Origin of the sequence: Pseudomonas sp. NFX183 (assembly GCF_047943075.1) — a bacterium.
Lineage (GTDB): Bacteria > Pseudomonadota > Gammaproteobacteria > Pseudomonadales > Pseudomonadaceae > Aquipseudomonas.
The window spans coordinates 4,295,329-4,312,057 of the sequence record NZ_CP181333.1 but is presented as its reverse complement, the minus strand read 5'-3'; the positions used below and the strand labels follow the sequence as shown (position 1 = coordinate 4,312,057).

The window sequence follows — 16,729 nt, the reverse complement described above, 5'->3', positions numbered from 1 at the left end:
TTGCCGAGGTGACAGCCCGGTGGCATGCGCGAAAATGGGGCAAAAGCACTCAGTGCGCAGAGTGGAACGGTAACCCGGCTTTCCAGAGAGGCTGGCGTGCCCTGGAATGCCCTCGGCACTGACCTGCCCGACCTAGCGTGCAAGGACATCTGAAGCCGCCATGGACATCCAACGGCTACTGAAGAAAAGACAACTCAACGTACAAGGGCAAGTTGAATCGGTGCCGGCGAGCTATTTGACCAACATGTACTGACTGAAATTATTGATGTGATCATCCAGATTGTCCTCAAGCATCATCCGGTACTGGTCACAAAAATACTTCAGCATCGCTTCCCGCGCCTCGGCCATTTCGGCGCCGGATTTGAAGTTGCGTGCACTGGCCCAGGCGTTGAAGCGCGTGGTGCCGAACATCATCGAGGCGCTGACCTCGCCGAGGTTTTCACAGGTTTTGAGTTGTTCGTTCGACAGTTCGATGTGTGCGTCGGCACGGTCGTAGAAGGCTTGGTCGGTGGTGTCGGCCATGGCGGGGTTCCCGGGTGAGCAAATGATGGCGGCTATTGGAGCATATCCAGCGGCCGGATAGGAGACGCCTCCGGGTGGAGGCGTCCTTGCACGTCACGCCAACGCAAGCACCAGACGCTCAAGCCCGATGCCGAACCCGGCGCCTTCGCGGTATGCGCCGCCGCCCACCACTTGTTGCTGAGCACCCAACGCGGGGCAACGCACCTCGAAGCCATTGCCTTGCAGGTAGTAACTCAAGCCGCGTTTGACGGCCAGGTTAAGCTCATAGTCAAGGCCCAGCGTGTCGAGAAAACCGGAGCACAGCGCTTGGCTGCGCTGCAACGCCAGCGCGGGCTCAGGGCTGAGAATTTCCAGCCCCAACTGAGTGAACTCGCGGTAGCGCCCAGCTTGCGGCCGCTCATACCGGTAACACCGCGCCACGTAGAAAAACATCGCCTCCTCGCGCGTGCCAAGCAATTGCGTGTTGCGTTCCTGGAACAGCGCCGTGGCTTCCGGGATCAGGCAACACTGACGTCCGGCCTTGTCATCGAAGGCCCACATCTGCCCGATGATTTCACTGCCGCCGGCTTTTTCGATAAACGTGTCCTGGCCCCACAGGGCCGGCACGATGGCCTCTTCAGCGCCCGCATCGATGAAGATAGCTCCGAAAACGCGCCTCGATCTCACGCATCGTCGCGGCTTCTTTACCAGTCACTATTCGGGTTCCACGTAGCATTGTCATCCGTTGAATCTCCCTTTCTACAAGCAATAAAAAAGGCGCCGTGGGCGCCTTGGGTGGTGGTTCATTGAGTGATCAGAGGTTCTGGTCAATCAGTGAGCGCAAGCAACCGCGGCACCTTGGGCAAGGTCCGTGGGGGTGATGGCGGTTGCTTAGCGAAAATTCAGTCATGGGCGATCCTTGCACAGGTGGGTGAGGCGTGACAAGCCGGCGTTAAACCAGCGGCGTCAGCTGACTCAATTGCGCAGGCGTCGGAAAACCCAACGTGCGATAGCGTGCCGGGTACAAGCTCGCCGGCGCCAGCAGGTCACCCACCTTGGCCTCAAGCTCAGCCCATTCGACCACCCGGGTCTGGGCGGTGCCATCGGGCTGGATCTGCACCAGCGCCACGCGGTCGGTCTTGGGCAGCAGGGTGTCGACGGTTTCTGTCCAGCTACAGATCGAGAAGGTCTTGCCGTGACTGTCCTTCAACTCGAATAACGCATAGGTCGCGACAAACACGTCGATCTTCTGCTCATCGTGCAGGGTGTCGAGCTGCTCTTTCTGCGCGTGGTAGTTGCCCTGCAGCAGCATGTGTTCGAGGCTCGCCATGCGCGCCTTGAGCGCTTCATCCTGACTGATGAAAGGCACGATCCGTTGATCGTCATAGGTGTAGACCTGGCTGGACACCGCGCGCCCGCCTTCCATGGCCTTGAAGCTGACCTCGACCATGTGCCGAATGCCCTCTTCATCCTTGTCACCGGTCACCATCAGGATGTCGCGGGTCGGGATCATGAACACAGGACGGCCCTTGATGGCCGCACGCTGCAGGACATCCGGCAGCAGCACGCGGCTGGTGTCATAGCCGTCATTCCAACGGCCGAGGTAGAGGCCGGGCACAATTTCGTCGAACGCGTCCTGGGTCGCTTCACGCAGATTGCTCACCGCCACCGCCAACGCCTCGTCCAGGCTCACGCCCCACTGTGGATCAGGCCCCTCGGTCAGGGTGGACGTGGTCTCGGGGTAGTCCACCGCCAGCAGGGTCACGCAGTCGGTGCCCAGCGCCCGGTGGACGGCGGTGTAAGGCGCATCCCAGCCCTTATTGCGTACGTGATAAAGGCGCACTTCTTCGAGCATCGCCAGGTTACGAATCACCGGCCGCAACAGCGGCCTGACGCCTTCGAAGGTGGGCGGGGCTGGCTTTTTGTAGCCGAGCAATGTCGATACATACCCTTTCAATACGTCAGATTTGTGCGCTTTTTCGGCGTTCTGATAGTCATTGAATGCGTTATGCAGGTTGAAGTAGCTACCGTCGCCATGTTTGAGGCGGAACTCTTTGGGCACGTACTCAAGAGGCTCGCTGAAACCCGCTTCGCGAGCCGCCTTGATGACTTTCTCGGCGAATGCGTCTTGGGTCAGCGGGCGATTGAACAGTTTGTCGAGCAGAGAGCCGAACATGCGCAGCGTCCTCCATGGGTGCGAGCCGTCCATCATGGGCGGCGCAAGAGACCGGGTAAAGCGCCGGTCTGGGATGTGTGACCCTGTTCACTGTTGCCAGTTCAAGCCAGCAGTTGGGTGATCCAGCGCGCCTGCTGTTCAATCTCCTGCACCTTGTGCTGGGGCACCGTCTGCCGGGCCTGCTCGAAGCTGGCCAGGGTCTTGTGCTTCTGACGCAACATGCGTTGCCACTTGCCCAGGAACTCCGGGCTGCGCGCTTGCATTTGCAGCGGGCCGAAGTACAGCTGTTGCGCCGTGTAGATCAGCGGCTCAGCGCGTTCGGCGACGATGATTTCGTAGTAAAACCGGTTCTCGCGCAGCAGCTCCTCACGCACGATCTGGTAGCCGTTGTCCATCAGCCATTGGCGCAGGGGTTGTTCGCCGCCATTGGGTTGCAGGATCAGGCGTTCCTGACCGCTCAGGTGCGCCCTGCCGCTGTCGAGGATGTCGCGGATGGTTTCGCCACCCATGCCGCACAGGGTGATCGCGGTGATTGCGTCCGCCGGTTCAATGGCCGCCAAACCATCAGCCAGCCGTACGCTGATGTGCTGCTGCAGAGCGTTGTCGCGTACCGTACGTTCGGCCGCGTGAAAGGGCGTGGCCGCCACTTCCCCCGCCACCGCCGCCGCGATCACGCCGCGACGCATCAAGGCTACCGGCAGGTAGCCGTGGTCCGAGCCAATATCGGCCAGGCGTGCACCCGCCGGCACGTTTGCCGCCACGCGCTCCAGGCGCATGGACAATGTGTGTTCGTTCAACGGTTGTTCCTTATCAGCACGACATTACACACCCGAAAACCGATCCCGGCTGTTGGTCAGGTGCAGCACCATGGCCGCGCGCGCGGCGTCCGGGTCCTGGCGCTTGATGGCATTGAAGATCGCTTCGTGCTCCAGGTTCGCCAACTGACCGAGCTTGGCAAAATCGGCGCCGCCGCGCTCGGCGCCCTTGACCTGGGTGCGCGGGATCATCGCATTGCCCAGGTGCAGCATGATTTCAGTGAAGAAGGTATTGCCGGTGGCCTCGGCGATCAGTTGGTGAAAGCGCTTGTCCTCCTCCACACAGCTGTCGTTGTTCGCCAGCGAAGCCTGGTAGTCATCCAGCGCTTCGCGCATGCGCACGAGTTGCTCGTCACTTCTGCGCACAGCGGCCAGCGCCACCGCTTGCACCTCCAGGCCCAGGCGCAGCTCGAGCATATTGCGCACGCTGGCGACGGTGTCCACATGCAGGCGCAAGCCCTGTTGCGCCTGTTGCTCCAGTACGAAGGTGCCGATGCCGTGGCGGGTCTCTACCAGACCTGAGGCCTGCAATTTGGAAATGGCTTCGCGCACCACCGTGCGACTCACCCCATGCTCAAGCACGATGGTGGATTCGGACGGCAATTTTTCACCGGGCTTGAGCTGGCCGAGCAGTATGCGCTGGGTCAGCGCATCAACCACGCCTTGGGCCAGGTTATTGGAACGTCTACGGACCAGGGTTCCGTTTTCAATGGGCATCGCTAGGGTCCACGGGGTTGGGCTGGACGGAGCTTAACACCCCGCCTGGCGGCGACGCTGAGTTGATTCAAAAAATGCCGCACTTGTATGACAACCAAACTTGATAGCGCTTAACCCAAAGGGCGTCAGTGTCGCTTAGCGGGTCACGCTTACACCTTCCCGACACACGCGAAACGGTATAAAAACCCAGTAAAGCTGGGCAAATAACCAAAATACCTATTCCAACGCTGCGCTTATAAGAACAAATACACCCCACGCCGCATTGCGAAAAAAAGAAATGCACTTGTATGATGTCTATCAACAAGACACACAAACCCGCATAAAAATAAATCAGGGGAGTTTTGAATTGTGACCAATTCAAACCATGTATCTGCCGCTTCACCCAGCGACTCAGTACTCACGCGCGCCGTGAGCAAAGTGAAGGGCCATGTGCTCCCACTGTTCGTGATCATGTTCATCCTCAACTACATCGACCGGGTCAATATCGGCTTCGTGCGCACGCACATGGAGCATGACCTGGGCATCGGCGCGGCCGCCTATGGCCTGGGCGCCGGGTTGTTTTTTATTGGCTATGCGCTGTTTGAAGTGCCCTCCAACATGCTGCTGCAAAAGGTCGGTGCGCGGATCTGGCTGACGCGCATCATGTTCACCTGGGGCATCGTTGCCACGCTGATGGCGTTCATCCAGAACGAAACACAGTTCTACATCCTGCGCTTTCTGCTGGGCGTGGCCGAAGCCGGGTTTTTCCCTGGGGTGATCTACTACTTCACTCGCTGGTTGCCGGGCGTGGAGCGCGGTAAGGCCATCGCGATCTTCCTCAGCGGTTCGGCGGTCGCCTCGCTGATTTCCGGCCCCTTGTCGGGCGCATTGTTGCAAATCGAAGGCTTCGGCTTTCACGGCTGGCAATGGATGTTCGCCATCGAAGGCCTGGCGTCCGTGGCGCTGGGTTTCTTCGTGTGGTTCTGGCTGGACTCCAAACCCCACGACGCCAAATGGCTGACCCGCGAAGAACAGGACACGCTGGTCGGCGCCATCGACCAGGAACAACGTGAGCGGGAAGCGCTGACCACGGTCAAACCGACCATTGGCAAACTGCTCAAGGACCGCCAGATTCTGCTGTTCTGCGCCCTGTACTTCTGTATCCAACTGACGATCTACGCGGCGACCTTCTGGCTGCCGAGCATCATCAAGAAAATGGGTGACCTGAGCGACATACAGGTGGGGTTCTTCAACTCGATCCCGTGGCTGATCTCGATCATCGCCATGTACGCCTTCGCCTCGCTGTCGGGCAAGTTCAAGTTCCAGCAAGCCTGGGTGGCCGCCGCGCTGTTGATTGCCGCTGCGGGCATGTTCATGTCCACCACCGGCGGGCCAATCTTTGCCTTTGTGGCGATCTGCTTCGCGGCGATCGGGTTCGAGTCCGCCTCGTCGCTGTTCTGGCCGATTCCCCAAGGCTATCTGGATGTGCGCATCGCCGCGGCCGTGATCGCGTTGATCAACTCCATCGGCAACCTGGGCGGTTTCGTGGCCCCGACCACGTTTGGCTTTCTGGAACAAACCACCGGCTCGATCCAGGGCGGCCTCTACGGCCTGGCCGGCACCTCAGTGCTTGCCGCGATCCTGGTGTTTTTCGCCAAGACGTCGCCCTCGCCCGTACTGATCTCTGCCAGCGCTGCGCCAACCGGCGCCGCCATCAGCAAACCTCTTTGAGCTTACTTAGGACATTGCCATGAACACTCCCGTAGTCACCCATTTGCAAGTCATCCCGGTGGCAGGCCACGACAGCATGCTGCTCAATCTGAGCGGCGCCCACGGGCCATTCTTTACCCGCAATATCGTGATTCTCAAGGACAGCGCCGGCAACACGGGCGTCGGCGAGGTGCCCGGTGGCGAGCGCATCCGTGAAACCCTTGAAGATGCGCGCAGCCTGGTGGTCGGCCAGCCAATTGGCCAATACCAACGCATCCTTAACCAGATGCGCAGCACCTTTGCCGCTCGCGACGCCGCCGGCCGCGGCCTGCAGACCTTTGACCTGCGCATCACCATTCACGCCGTCACCGCCATGGAAGCAGCGCTGCTCGACCTGTTGGGCCAGTTCCTGGAAGTGCCGGTGGCGGCGCTGCTGGGTGAAGGGCAGCAACGTGATGCGGTAAAAATGCTCGGCTACCTGTTTTATGTCGGCGACCGCACGACCACCTCTCTGGCCTACCGCAACGAGGCGGACGCCGATGATGAATGGTTCCGCCTGCGTCATGAGCAAGCCATGACCGCCGAGTCGGTGGTGCGCCTGGCCGAAGCCGCCAAGGCCAAATACGGTTTCAACGACTTCAAGCTCAAAGGCGGCGTCCTGAGTGGCGATGAAGAAATCGAAGCCGTCACCGCCCTGGCCGAACGCTTTCCCGATGCGCGCATCACCCTTGACCCCAACGGCGCGTGGTCACTCAAAGAAGCCATCCGCCTGTGCCGCGACCAACACCACGTGCTCGCCTACGCCGAAGACCCCTGCGGCGCAGAAAACGGCTACTCGGGTCGCGAAGTCATGGCTGAATTCCGCCGTGCCACCGGGCTTAAAACCGCGACCAACATGATCGCCACCGACTGGCGCGAAATGGGCCACGCGATCCAGCTGCAATCAGTTGACATCCCGCTGGCCGACCCGCACTTCTGGACGATGCAAGGCTCGGTGCGCGTGGCGCAGATGTGCAATGAATGGGGCCTGACCTGGGGTTCGCATTCCAACAACCACTTCGATATTTCCCTGGCGATGTTTACCCAAGTGGCCGCCGCCGCACCGGGAGACATCACCGCCATCGACACCCACTGGATCTGGCAGGACGGCCAGCACCTGACCAAGGCGCCACTGAAAATCGAAGGCGGCTACGTCAAAGTGCCCACCCAGCCTGGCTTGGGCGTGGAGATCGACATGGATGCAGTGGCCAAGGCCCACGAGCTGTACAAAGGCATGGGCCTTGGGGCGCGAGATGACAGCGTGGCGATGCAGTTCTTGATTCCGGGCTGGCGCTTCAATAACAAGCAGCCGTGCCTGGTGCGCTGAGCCTCAGCGCAAAGTCGGTCAATGTGGGCGCCGTTAAGCCATCATGGTTTACCGGCGACCACTGGCTTAGCGCTTGTCGCCTGATTGAGCGCAATCGGCTGCACAGTCAGCTCAACGCCTAACGCCAGCATCAGCTTGTGGATCGTCTCATAGCGGGTCTTCGAGCCGCCCTTCAGGGTTTTATACAAACTCTCGCGGTTGACCCCGGCCGCCTCAGCCACCTTGTTCACGCCCTGGGCTTTGGCAACCTCGGCAAGCGCCTTCATAAACACCTGCGGGTCTTGCGACTTCATGCTTTGCGCCAGATAAGCACTGATAACTTGCGGGCTGTCGAGAAAGCGCGACGCCTCATAAACCTGGGTGCCGGAGGTATCAAGATCGAGGATCGGCATGTCCTCGGGTTTGAATTTCGATTCACTCATTTCATTGACCTCTCAGGGCATCGAGTATCTCTTTTGCCCGTTTGATTCCCCGCTTCTGATCGGTTTTATCGCTGCCCCATAACATCAGGTAAGCGGTGATCCCCGTCCTTACAAAATAAATCCTGTAACCAGGCCCGACGAAAACACGCATTTCACTCAGGCCTTCGCCGACTGGCTCGCAGTCGCCAAAATTGTTGTCTTCGGCGCGGTCCAAGCGCGTCAGAACAGCCGTTTTCCCCCAGATATCCTTCATACCGTCGAGCCATGTATCGAACTCCGGCGTCCTGCCGATCAAGTTAGTCACAGATTCACATGTAGCCTACTGGCTACTCCTTGCCGATGCTAGTTAATTTTTTGTTCCGGCGCGATCCGGAACAAAAAACCTAGCTCAGCCCACGCATAATCAGACTGTCGATACTGTTAGCGCTTATGTCCTTTACGTTTAAAGCGCCCGATCGAACAGCGGCGTCACGTCATAGCGCTGCTTCAGCATCTGCGCATCCACCAGGAAATCCGCCGTGGCCTGCGCCTCGCTGACTATCGTCGGCGAAATCGGCAGCACCTTGATTGCGTCACGCTTGAACCACACCTTGGCGATCTGCGGCGCAGACTGGTTGGCTTTCGACCAAGCCTCGGCGTACTCGTCGACATGGCTGTTGCTCCACACACGAGCGCGGGTAAGGCGTGCGACAAAGTCTTTGATGATTGCGCCTTTCTGCGCCAGCGCCGGCTCATACGCAACGATGTAGGTCGGCGCGCTCATCAAGCCCTTGGCGTTGCGGATCAGGCTGCTGCCCTCTTTCTCCTGCAGCGACACGTAGGGTTCCCAGGTGCCGAACGCGTCGATGTCGCCTTGGGTCAACGCCAGACTGGCCTCGGCCGGCAGCAGGTATTTGAAAGTCACGCTGTTGCGCGGCACGCCGGCTTCGTCAAGGGCTTTGTAGGCCAGTTGCTGGCTCCACGAACCGTTCCAAATTGCGATGGTTTTGCCTTTCAGATCGGCCACCGACTGGATGCCTTTGCGCGCCACGATGCCGACGCCGTCAAGGCTGGTCTGGGTGCTGGCGACCACTTTCACCGGCGCGCCATTGGCCGCCAGGCTGATCACCGGCGTGTCACCGACAATCCCCACGTCCAGCGCGCCGCTGGCAACCGCCGAGGCCACAGGGGAGCCGGTATTGAAGCGCTTGAAGTCGATCTTGTAGGGCAAGTCCTTCAACTCGCCTGACAACTCCAGAACAATGCGGTTGGAGAAAAACTGATCGCCCACGGTGAGCGTCAGGGGCTCTGCCGCCTCGACAGAGGGACCGTGCAGCGTAAGAACGGCCAGGCCGAGCAGGGCAAGCAAGTGTCGACGATTGATCATGAACGCACTCCACACACGTGAGGGCTGACTCAACCATCTGTGGGCGTGCAGTCTGGTGATGAGAAAAGGGATTGGAAGGTCGCCAAGTACAGCGCCCGTAGAAGCTAACGCAATAAAATCACGGGGTTTAATACTGTTGCGCACTATCGATAGAACCGCCGCACAGCTTGATAGCTATTTTTCGTATTAAAAACTTTGCGAACCGTGGGTTAGGGTGACGGCACCAGACCACTGGACCCCAGCACCTGAGCCACTTTCTGCAAGGTCCATTGCATGTCGATTTCTGCGTTGAATATTTGGGGCGCTGCGCCCTCCTCCCGTTACGAACAACTGGCTGCACCGTTTCGCCCGCTCTTTGCGCAGATCCTTGCGCAAGCCGCAGAGGCCGATCAGACACGCGCCAGCCTGGCGATTGTTATCCGCCAACTCAACGAACTGGGACTGCCCCGCTGGCGCTTGCCCGTGAGCCACGGTGGCCAGGGCGCGACCTTTGCCGAACTGCTTGCGTTGCTCACCGAACTGTCCGCCGCCGACTCCAACATCACCCAGGCCCTGCGCGGGCATTTTGGTTTTTGCGAGGACGTCCTCTGTGCCAAAGACCTCGACTGGCGCGCCAAATGGCTGGACCGGCTCGGCCAGGGCGCGCTGCTCTCTCCCGGCAGCACCGAAGTCGGCAACCAGACCCGAGGCGACTTCGAAACCCGTCTGCACCGCGATGCCGACGGCACCCTGCGCATCAGCGGCAGAAAGTTCTACACCACCGGCGCGCTCTACAGCGACCTGATCAACACCGTCGCCACGGGTGAGGACGGCACGGTGTATTCCGTCGTCGTCGACCTCAAGGCCCCCGGCGTGCACATCGTCGATGACTGGAATGGTTTCGGCCAACGCCTCACCGCCAGCGGCACCTGTATCTTCGAGAATGCCCCGGTGGAGGACGACCTGCGCCCTACCCACCAACGCTTCGGCTACGGCCAGTCGTTCTACCAGATCTACCACCTCAGCACCCTCGCCGGCATTGCTCGCCGTGCGGCGCTGAGCGGTGCACAAGAACTCAGCCAGCGCGCCAGGACCTTCACCACTGGCAACGCCGACACCGCAGCGCAAGACGTGCAGTTGCTGCAAGTCATCGGCGAAGTCGCCAGCCAGGCCTACGCCGCGCACGCCATCACCCAGCAAGCGGCGCAGCGCCTGGAGCAGACAGCGCAGTCTGTGATCGCCCACAAGCAAGTGCTGCACGACGATGACCCACACGTGGCATTGGCGGAGCTGGAAGTGTGCCTGGCAGTCAACCCGGTAGTGGACGCAACACTTGCGGCGACCACCGCACTGTTTGACGGGCTGGGCGCCAGCGCCACGGCCAGCAACAAAGCGCTGGACCGGCTGTGGCGCAATGCGCGCACGCTGGCGAACCATAACCCGCGCGTGTACAAGTCGCGGATTGTGGGCAATTACCTGGTGAATGGCTTGCTGCCGCCGGCGCAGTGGCGCGTGGGGGTGGCCAAAGCCTGATCAAACAACACAGAGCAAATGTGGGAGCTGGCTTGCCTGCGATGGCATCACCTCGGTTTAACGGCAAGAACGGGGGCGCCTGCATCGCGGGCAAGCCCGCTCCCCCATTGGATAGGGGTGGGCTTACCGGCTCACAAACGCCACCACCCGCGCCAGCATCCGGTCACACGCCGCCAGTTGTTCCAGGCTGATGAACTCATCCGGCTTGTGGCCCTGCTCCATGCTCCCCGGTCCGCACACCACGGTCGGGATGCCTGCCTGGTCAAACAGCCCGCCCTCAGTCCCGAAAGCCACAGTGCCGTAGTCGCGCGAGCCGCAGAATTGCGCAACCCACTCAGCCGCCTGGCTCTCCAGCGACGTCGCCAGGCCCGGGTAGCTGGATAACTCGCTGAAGCTGATCGCACACTGCGCGCTCACTGCCTGCATTGCCGGCAGCAGCGTGTGTTCGGCGTAGCCGCGTAACTGGTCCGCAACCTGCCAGGGGTTTTGGGTCGGCAACGCGCGCACTTCAAAGTCAAAACTGCAATCCTGCGGCACGATGTTCAACGCCTTCCCGCCGGTTATCACACCGGTTTGTACGGTGGAAAATGGCGGGTCAAATCGCGCATCAAGGTGCTGCTCAGCCTTGAGCGTTTCACCGAGCCGCACCAGCTCACTCATCAACCGCGCAGCGTATTCGATGGCGTTCACGCCGGACGGCGCATAGGCCGAATGGCACGCCGCGCCATGGATCTGGCAGCGCATGCCCAGCTTGCCCTTGTGGCCCAGCACCGGCTTGAGCTCGGTGGGCTCGCCAATCACGCACAGCAGCGGCTTGACCGGTTGCGCGTGAAACCTTTCGATCAGCGAGCGCACGCCGAGGCAGCCGACCTCTTCGTCATAGGACAGCGCGATATGCACCGGCATGCGCAGCGGCGCCTGCACCAGTGCCGGCACGCAGGCCAACACACAGGCGATGTAGCCCTTCATGTCCGCCGTGCCACGCCCGTACAACTTGCCGTCTTTTTCCGTCAGGTCAAACGGCGCCACCGTCCAGCGCTGACCGTCCACCGGCACCACATCGGTGTGCCCGGACAACACAATCCCCGGCACGCCGGCCGGGCCAAGGGTTGCCAGCAGGTTGGCCTTACTCTTTTGCGCGTTGAACACCAACTCGCAGGCCACGCCGTGGCCTTGCAAATACGTGCGCACAAAGTCGATCAAGGCCAGGTTGGATTCACGGCTGGTGGTGTCGAAACGCACCAGTTGCGCCAGCAGGTCGCGGCTGTTGCTCATCGGTCATCTCCCGGTACCGCATAGCCCGGTGCCTGGTGTGGGTTGATGGCGCGGTCAATGTAGTCCTGCAGTTGGCTGCGATAGGCCTGCCACAATTGGTCGAGGGCGCCGATCGGATCGTCATCGGCCCAGTCCACGCGCAAATTGACGATGGGCCACAGCAGGTCATCGACCACCACGAGGGCGGCCGAATGCACCGGGCCGGCTTCACCGCCTTTGGCCTGGCCCGCCTGCATCGCGGCAAGCAATCGGTCGGCCAGGTGCCCGGAGGCGTTTTCGAACGCCCGCACCATGGCCTCGATCACGCCGGGATGGGCGAGCATATTCCCCGCGGCCACGCATTGCTCACCACTCAACGCCGCATGAATGCCAAGGGTCTGCGCGCCGCTGAAATACGCCGTGCGGCCTTGGTTATCGATCACCGTCACCTGGCGATACTGGCTGTGATCCTGGCCGGCCAGCACCGTTTCCAGCGCCTCACTCGGCGCCAGACCCTGCCCTAGCCTATCCAGGATATGCGGCCCCAAACTCGGCAAAGTGATGTTCTGCGACGCCACCGCGCCCACGCCGGGTCGCAGCCATGGGCAACGGGCGCCAACGGCAATGCTTGAAGAGCTGATCGCAATGCCCAACTGGCCGGTTTCGGCACAGCGAGCGACAACGGAAAACGTCATAAAAAGCCCTCAGTCGAGCACCGAAGGGTCGGCGTCGATCATCAATTGCTTCATTTCTTCAAAGTGCTGCCGCGAAAAGTCCGCGATACCTTCCCAGCCGCGTGCGGTTTTCTCCGCCACGTCATCCGACAACACCCTCAACGGTTGCCCGGTGGACCACGCCGTCACCAGGATCTGGCAGGCACGCTCCAGGGTCCAGATATCGTCAAAGGCCTCACCAATGGACGCGGCCGTGACCATCACGCCATGGTTGCCCATCAGCAGGCGGCTCTTGCCGTCGAGCAGCGCGGCCAGGCGCGCGCCTTCGGCTTCGGTGTCAGCCATGCCGCCGTACAGCTCGTCCACAGCCACGCGGTTGAAATAGCGCGCGGTGTTCTGGTCAATCGCCGGAATGTGCGGTTTGGCCAGGCACGCCACCGCCGTGGTGTAGACCGGGTGCAAGTGCAGCACGGCGCGAGTTTGCGGCAGCAGTCGGTGGATCTGCCCGTGGATCGACCAGGCGGTGGCGTCCACATGCGGGTGGTCGGCGCAGGCCGGGTCGTCGGCGTTCAACAGCAACAGGTCGCTGGCGCGAATGCGCGAAAAATGCTTCCACTTCGGGTTAAGCAAAAACTGTTTGCCGTCGGCCGATACCGCCGCGCTGAAATGGTTGGCCACCGCCTCATGCATGCCCAAGTGGGCAATGATGCGGAAGGTTGCCGCCAGGTCGATGCGCGCCTGTTCTTCAAGGGATAACGCCATGAATCTGTCTCCGCAAGGCGCGACCGCAAGGCTGCGGCCACGCAATAGGCTTACTTGGGCATCAACGCTGCGATGTCGGCATCGGTCGGCGCTTCAAAGTTGTACTTCTTGAGCAAGGCCGCGTATTCCGGAGTCGCCCGGTACTTTTGCAGCCCGTCGAGCAGGGCTTTTTTCACCTCGTCGTTGCCCTTTTTCACGCCGAAGCCGTTGAGGACCGGGTAGATCAGCGTGTCGGACGAAATCACCACGCGGCTGCCGAGCTTGTCGACCACACCCCGCGCCACGGCGGCATCGGTGATCTGCGCTTCAACGGCGTGGGCCAGCAAGGCCTGGGTGGTTTGCGGGTCGGTGCTGTATTCACTGATCGCAATCGGTTTCAAGCCCTTGGCCACGCAGTACTCATCCGACAGTTTGTGCATCTGCGCCAGCCAGGACGTGGCGCCCATGGAGCCGATCTTGTGGCCGCAGAACTCTTCCGGCTTCTTGGGTTGGAACGCACTGTCCTTGAGGGTCAGGATCGACTCACCGCTTTTCAGGTAAGGGATCATGTCGATGACTTTGACCCGCTCCGCCGTGATGTACATCGACGAGTTGGTCACATCGAACCGCCCGGCCTGCAGGCCGGTGATCAGGTTGGGGAAGCGCGTGTCGAGGGTTTCGACCTTGCGCCCCATGACCTTGCCCAGGCCGTCCATGAACTCGATATCAAAGCCTGCCGGCGTGTTGTTATCCATGTACTCGTACGGGAAGAAGGTCACGTCGGAACCGGCGATGATCTTGCCTTCCTGCTGGAACGCCGAAGCCGCCAACGAGGTCAGTGCAACCGCGGCGCCCAACAGGCACACGGCAAGAGGGCGAAGACTTTTTTGAGACGCTGTCATGGTCATTACCTGCAAGGATTTTAGGGGGTTAGGCAGTCGCGGAGTCTTGGCCGGCCTGTTGCACAAAGAACGATGCGCCACGGGGTTTCTGCGGCAGGCGCAGGTGGTTGTTGGTGGAACGCACCAAGCCACTTTCTTCACCGGCCACCAGCAGGCCGGCGTGTGCACTGGGCAGCGGGTTTTCGCCGAATGGCAGCGCGTCTTCAGCGGCGTAGACGCTGATGAACAGGGTGCGCGGCAGTTCGGTCTCGTTAGGGCTGGAAGCATGTAGAAGGCGCGTGTGCATAAAGCACACGGAACCGGCCGGGCCGTAGCAGGCGACCGGTTGCTGGCAATGTTCTTGAACCACGGCATCGTCCACCGAGCCGGTAAAACGCTGGTTCTGCCAGTGCGACCACAACGGGCCTTTGTGGCTGCCGGGGATCACATTCAGTGGGCCGTTTTGCGGGGTCACTTCGCTGACCATCAGCAAGGCAGTGACGATGTCGTCGTTGCTGTGCGGCGTGAACAGAAAGTCCTGGTGCCACTTCACCTGCGTCGCGGTGTGCGGCAGTTTGGAGTTGATCTTGCTGTGGTGAAAACGCGCGCCGCCAGCGCCCACCAACTGCGCGGAAATCGCCGCCATCCGCGAGTGCAGTGCCACGCGCTCATACGCCGAGGAAATCTCAGTGGGCGAACTCACGCGGCGCAACGACGGGTGATCGGCGCGATGATCGCCTTCCAGGTCGAAGCGCGCGCGGCCATCCACGGTGGCGCCCCAGCCCTGGTCGTGGCTGCGGCTCTCTTCCACCCACTGGTCGAAGTCGTGTTGCAACGCGGCCACTTCGTCCAGCGACAACACGCCCTCCACCACCAGGAAGCCGTCGCGCTGGAATTGTTCGATTTGAGCTTGCTCGATCATTTTGTGTGAGTCCTGAACATTAAAGAGATCACGCCAGCGAGACGTCCTTGAGGAACGCCTCCACGCGTGGGTTGTGGCCGCTGCGCAGGGCCTGGGGCGTGTCGTCGCAGACCACGCGGCCCTTTTCCATGAACACGATGCGGTCGGAAACCTTGAAGGCGAAGTTCATCTCGTGGGTGACGATCACCATGGTGATGCCCTCCCCGGCCAAGGCTTCGATGACCTGCAGCACTTCGTTGACTTTCTCGGGGTCGAGCGCCGAGGTGGGCTCGTCGAACAGCATGATCTGCGGGCGCATCATCAAGGCGCGGGCAATGGCCACGCGTTGCTGCTGGCCGCCAGACAACTGGTGTGGGTACTTCCAGGCGTGATCAAGCATGCCGACCTTGTGCAGCAGCGCGTAGGCCTGTTGCTTGAGCTCATCGGTGCGCCCCAGGCGATGGTATTTCGGCGCCATCAGCAGGTTGTCGAGCACGCTCAAGTGCGGGAACAGGTTGAAGCTCTGGAACACCATGCCGATGTTCAGGCGGTGCTCGGCGTGCTCAATAAATTGAGGTTTATACGCGCCGACTTTGTGCAAGTGAATGAACGGCAGGCCGTTGATATGAATCTCGCCGTTGTCCAGTTGCTCCAGGCCGTTGAGCAGGCGGATCAGCGTGGTTTTACCCGACCCGGACGGCCCGATCACCGACACCACCTCACCCGGCTGCACCTGCAGGTTGACCGAGCCCAGCACTTCAATGTCGTTGTAAGCCTTATGCAAGCGGGCGGCTTGCAGCGCGGCGACGCCAGTGTTGGCCGGGCGCTCCGGCGCCGTGCGTTGTTGGGTGGCCAATGCCAGCACCGCCGCGTCCGGCACGCGGGACACGTTGCGCTGGTTGACGTCGAGAAAGCGCTCCAGGCGTTTGAGCAGGAAGTCGAACACGGTGACGATAAACACGTAGAAAAACGCCACCGCCGCCATGGTTTCAATCACCAGGAAGTTCTGCGAATACAGGCGCTGGCCGACCATCAAAATCTCGGTCAGCGAGATCACCGACACCAGCGAGGTGAGCTTGACGATGGAGATGTACTCGTTGGCCAGCGACGGCAACGCCACGCGCAACGCCTGGGGGATCACCACGCGCCACTGGGTGCCAAAGAACTTCAAGCCCAACGCCCGCGCCGCTTCGCCCTGCCCTTTGGGAATCGAGAGCAAACCACCACGGTGGATTTCGGCCACGTACGCCGTCTCGCAGATCACCAACGCCAGCAGGCCGGACCAGAACGGGTCGGCCAGCACGGCCGAGGTGCCAGGCAGCGCCTGGGGCAGGTTGTAGATAAAGATCAGCAGCACCAGCAGCGGCAGGCTGCGGAACAACCAGATATAGCCTCGGGCCGGGACGCTGAGCAGCCCATGTTTGGATTGTTTGGCCAGCGCCAGCAGAAAGCCCAGGGCAATACTCAGGACCCAGGTCAGGGTGCTGAGCTTGATTACCGTCCACGTCGCCCGCCAGAACTCGGGATCGGCGAGCAAACCAAACATGTAGTGCCAGTCGAATGTCATCGTCGCGGTGCCTTGCTGAAAAGAAATTGATCTGCATCGATGGGATGAGAGTCGTGGGGACGGGGGTGCAGGGTCAATTCGTAAAACCCGGCTCACTGGGTAGGCAGAACCTATGCAGCCTAAAAACACCGAAACCCTGATGTGGGA

Annotated in this window: 17 protein-coding genes; 3 read left to right on the top strand and 14 right to left on the bottom strand. The window is 61.0% G+C overall.

Annotated elements, in window-relative coordinates; genetic code table 11:
- Positions 1–231 precede the first annotated feature (231 nt).
- From ACM530_RS20150 to ACM530_RS20130, 5 genes are all read right to left on the bottom strand, one after another.
- On the bottom strand, positions 232–522 hold the full coding sequence (locus ACM530_RS20150; RefSeq protein WP_119742530.1) for a DUF3144 domain-containing protein: 291 nt from the start codon (positions 520–522) through the stop codon (positions 232–234).
- A 93-nt stretch (positions 523–615) separates the two neighbouring features.
- Positions 616–1,188, bottom strand: a complete 573-nt coding sequence (locus ACM530_RS20145) for an ATP phosphoribosyltransferase regulatory subunit (RefSeq protein WP_416362977.1) — start codon at positions 1,186–1,188, stop codon at positions 616–618.
- A 265-nt stretch (positions 1,189–1,453) separates the two neighbouring features.
- Positions 1,454–2,677 (bottom strand): DUF1444 family protein, encoded by a 1,224-nt coding sequence (locus ACM530_RS20140; RefSeq protein WP_416362976.1) that lies wholly within the window; start codon positions 2,675–2,677, stop codon positions 1,454–1,456.
- A gap of 101 nt (positions 2,678–2,778) precedes the next feature.
- Positions 2,779–3,474: a tRNA (adenine(22)-N(1))-methyltransferase gene (locus ACM530_RS20135; RefSeq protein ID WP_416362975.1), complete on the bottom strand. Its 696-nt coding sequence runs from the start codon at positions 3,472–3,474 to the stop codon at positions 2,779–2,781.
- Between the two features lie 24 nt (positions 3,475–3,498).
- Positions 3,499–4,209, bottom strand: a complete 711-nt coding sequence (locus ACM530_RS20130; protein WP_242195306.1) for a FadR/GntR family transcriptional regulator — start codon at positions 4,207–4,209, stop codon at positions 3,499–3,501.
- A 348-nt stretch (positions 4,210–4,557) separates the two neighbouring features.
- Here ACM530_RS20130 and ACM530_RS20125 point away from each other — a divergent pair, with 348 nt between their 5' ends.
- A complete protein-coding gene (locus ACM530_RS20125; protein ID WP_416362974.1) occupies positions 4,558–5,919 on the top strand; it encodes an MFS transporter in 1,362 nt (453 codons plus the stop codon).
- Between the two features lie 19 nt (positions 5,920–5,938).
- Positions 5,939–7,264 carry a glucarate dehydratase gene (gudD, locus tag ACM530_RS20120; RefSeq protein WP_145158609.1) on the top strand — a complete coding sequence of 442 codons (1,326 nt, stop codon included), beginning with the start codon at positions 5,939–5,941 and terminating at the stop codon, positions 7,262–7,264.
- Between the two features lie 41 nt (positions 7,265–7,305).
- Here the strand turns inward: gudD and ACM530_RS20115 are convergent, their stop codons facing one another.
- The 3 genes from ACM530_RS20115 to ACM530_RS20105 all read right to left on the bottom strand — a co-directional run bounded on the left by ACM530_RS20115 (position 7,306) and on the right by ACM530_RS20105 (position 9,052).
- Positions 7,306–7,686 carry an addiction module antidote protein gene (locus ACM530_RS20115; RefSeq protein WP_242195316.1) on the bottom strand — a complete coding sequence of 127 codons (381 nt, stop codon included), beginning with the start codon at positions 7,684–7,686 and terminating at the stop codon, positions 7,306–7,308.
- A gap of 1 nt (position 7,687) precedes the next feature.
- Positions 7,688–7,990, bottom strand: coding sequence for a type II toxin-antitoxin system RelE/ParE family toxin (locus tag ACM530_RS20110; RefSeq protein WP_242195319.1), 303 nt, complete (start codon positions 7,988–7,990; stop codon positions 7,688–7,690).
- A 138-nt stretch (positions 7,991–8,128) separates the two neighbouring features.
- The gene (locus ACM530_RS20105; protein WP_416362973.1) at positions 8,129–9,052 is read right to left on the bottom strand and encodes an ABC transporter substrate-binding protein; all 924 of its coding nucleotides are present in this window, start codon (positions 9,050–9,052) and stop codon (positions 8,129–8,131) included.
- A 273-nt stretch (positions 9,053–9,325) separates the two neighbouring features.
- Here ACM530_RS20105 and ACM530_RS20100 point away from each other — a divergent pair, with 273 nt between their 5' ends.
- Positions 9,326–10,564 carry an acyl-CoA dehydrogenase family protein gene (locus ACM530_RS20100; RefSeq protein WP_416362972.1) on the top strand — a complete coding sequence of 413 codons (1,239 nt, stop codon included), beginning with the start codon at positions 9,326–9,328 and terminating at the stop codon, positions 10,562–10,564.
- Between the two features lie 123 nt (positions 10,565–10,687).
- Here the strand turns inward: ACM530_RS20100 and argE are convergent, their stop codons facing one another.
- The 6 genes from argE to ACM530_RS20070 are packed head-to-tail and all read right to left on the bottom strand — an operon-like array spanning position 10,688 to position 16,582.
- A complete protein-coding gene (argE, locus tag ACM530_RS20095) occupies positions 10,688–11,839 on the bottom strand; it encodes an acetylornithine deacetylase (RefSeq protein ID WP_416362971.1) in 1,152 nt (383 codons plus the stop codon).
- The gene (locus ACM530_RS20090) at positions 11,836–12,513 is read right to left on the bottom strand and encodes a DUF1028 domain-containing protein (RefSeq protein WP_416362970.1); all 678 of its coding nucleotides are present in this window, start codon (positions 12,511–12,513) and stop codon (positions 11,836–11,838) included. Before ACM530_RS20090 ends, argE begins: the two co-directional genes overlap by 4 nt.
- Positions 12,514–12,522: 9 nt before the next feature.
- The gene (locus ACM530_RS20085) at positions 12,523–13,254 is read right to left on the bottom strand and encodes a class II aldolase and adducin N-terminal domain-containing protein (RefSeq protein WP_145158619.1); all 732 of its coding nucleotides are present in this window, start codon (positions 13,252–13,254) and stop codon (positions 12,523–12,525) included.
- 50 nt (positions 13,255–13,304) lie between these two features.
- On the bottom strand, positions 13,305–14,135 hold the full coding sequence (locus ACM530_RS20080) for an ABC transporter substrate-binding protein (protein WP_145158621.1): 831 nt from the start codon (positions 14,133–14,135) through the stop codon (positions 13,305–13,307).
- A 28-nt stretch (positions 14,136–14,163) separates the two neighbouring features.
- Positions 14,164–15,036, bottom strand: a complete 873-nt coding sequence (locus tag ACM530_RS20075) for a phytanoyl-CoA dioxygenase family protein (RefSeq protein ID WP_416362969.1) — start codon at positions 15,034–15,036, stop codon at positions 14,164–14,166.
- 28 nt (positions 15,037–15,064) lie between these two features.
- Entirely contained in the window at positions 15,065–16,582 is a 1,518-nt protein-coding gene (locus ACM530_RS20070) for an amino acid ABC transporter permease/ATP-binding protein (RefSeq protein ID WP_416362968.1), read from the bottom strand.
- Positions 16,583–16,729 lie beyond the last annotated feature (147 nt).

Coding starts and splice junctions, on each gene's coding strand:
- ACM530_RS20150 (WP_119742530.1), bottom strand. CDS start 522: ATGGCCGACACCACCGACCAAGCCTTCTACGACCGTGCCGACGCACAC.
- ACM530_RS20140 (WP_416362976.1), bottom strand. CDS start 2,677: ATGTTCGGCTCTCTGCTCGACAAACTGTTCAATCGCCCGCTGACCCAA.
- ACM530_RS20130 (WP_242195306.1), bottom strand. CDS start 4,209: ATGCCCATTGAAAACGGAACCCTGGTCCGTAGACGTTCCAATAACCTG.
- gudD (WP_145158609.1), top strand. CDS start 5,939: ATGAACACTCCCGTAGTCACCCATTTGCAAGTCATCCCGGTGGCAGGC.
- ACM530_RS20115 (WP_242195316.1), bottom strand. CDS start 7,686: ATGAGTGAATCGAAATTCAAACCCGAGGACATGCCGATCCTCGATCTT.
- ACM530_RS20105 (WP_416362973.1), bottom strand. CDS start 9,052: ATGATCAATCGTCGACACTTGCTTGCCCTGCTCGGCCTGGCCGTTCTT.
- ACM530_RS20100 (WP_416362972.1), top strand. CDS start 9,326: ATGTCGATTTCTGCGTTGAATATTTGGGGCGCTGCGCCCTCCTCCCGT.
- argE (WP_416362971.1), bottom strand. CDS start 11,839: ATGAGCAACAGCCGCGACCTGCTGGCGCAACTGGTGCGTTTCGACACC.
- ACM530_RS20090 (WP_416362970.1), bottom strand. CDS start 12,513: ATGACGTTTTCCGTTGTCGCTCGCTGTGCCGAAACCGGCCAGTTGGGC.
- ACM530_RS20085 (WP_145158619.1), bottom strand. CDS start 13,254: ATGGCGTTATCCCTTGAAGAACAGGCGCGCATCGACCTGGCGGCAACC.
- ACM530_RS20080 (WP_145158621.1), bottom strand. CDS start 14,135: ATGACAGCGTCTCAAAAAAGTCTTCGCCCTCTTGCCGTGTGCCTGTTG.
- ACM530_RS20075 (WP_416362969.1), bottom strand. CDS start 15,036: ATGATCGAGCAAGCTCAAATCGAACAATTCCAGCGCGACGGCTTCCTG.
- ACM530_RS20070 (WP_416362968.1), bottom strand. CDS start 16,582: ATGACATTCGACTGGCACTACATGTTTGGTTTGCTCGCCGATCCCGAG.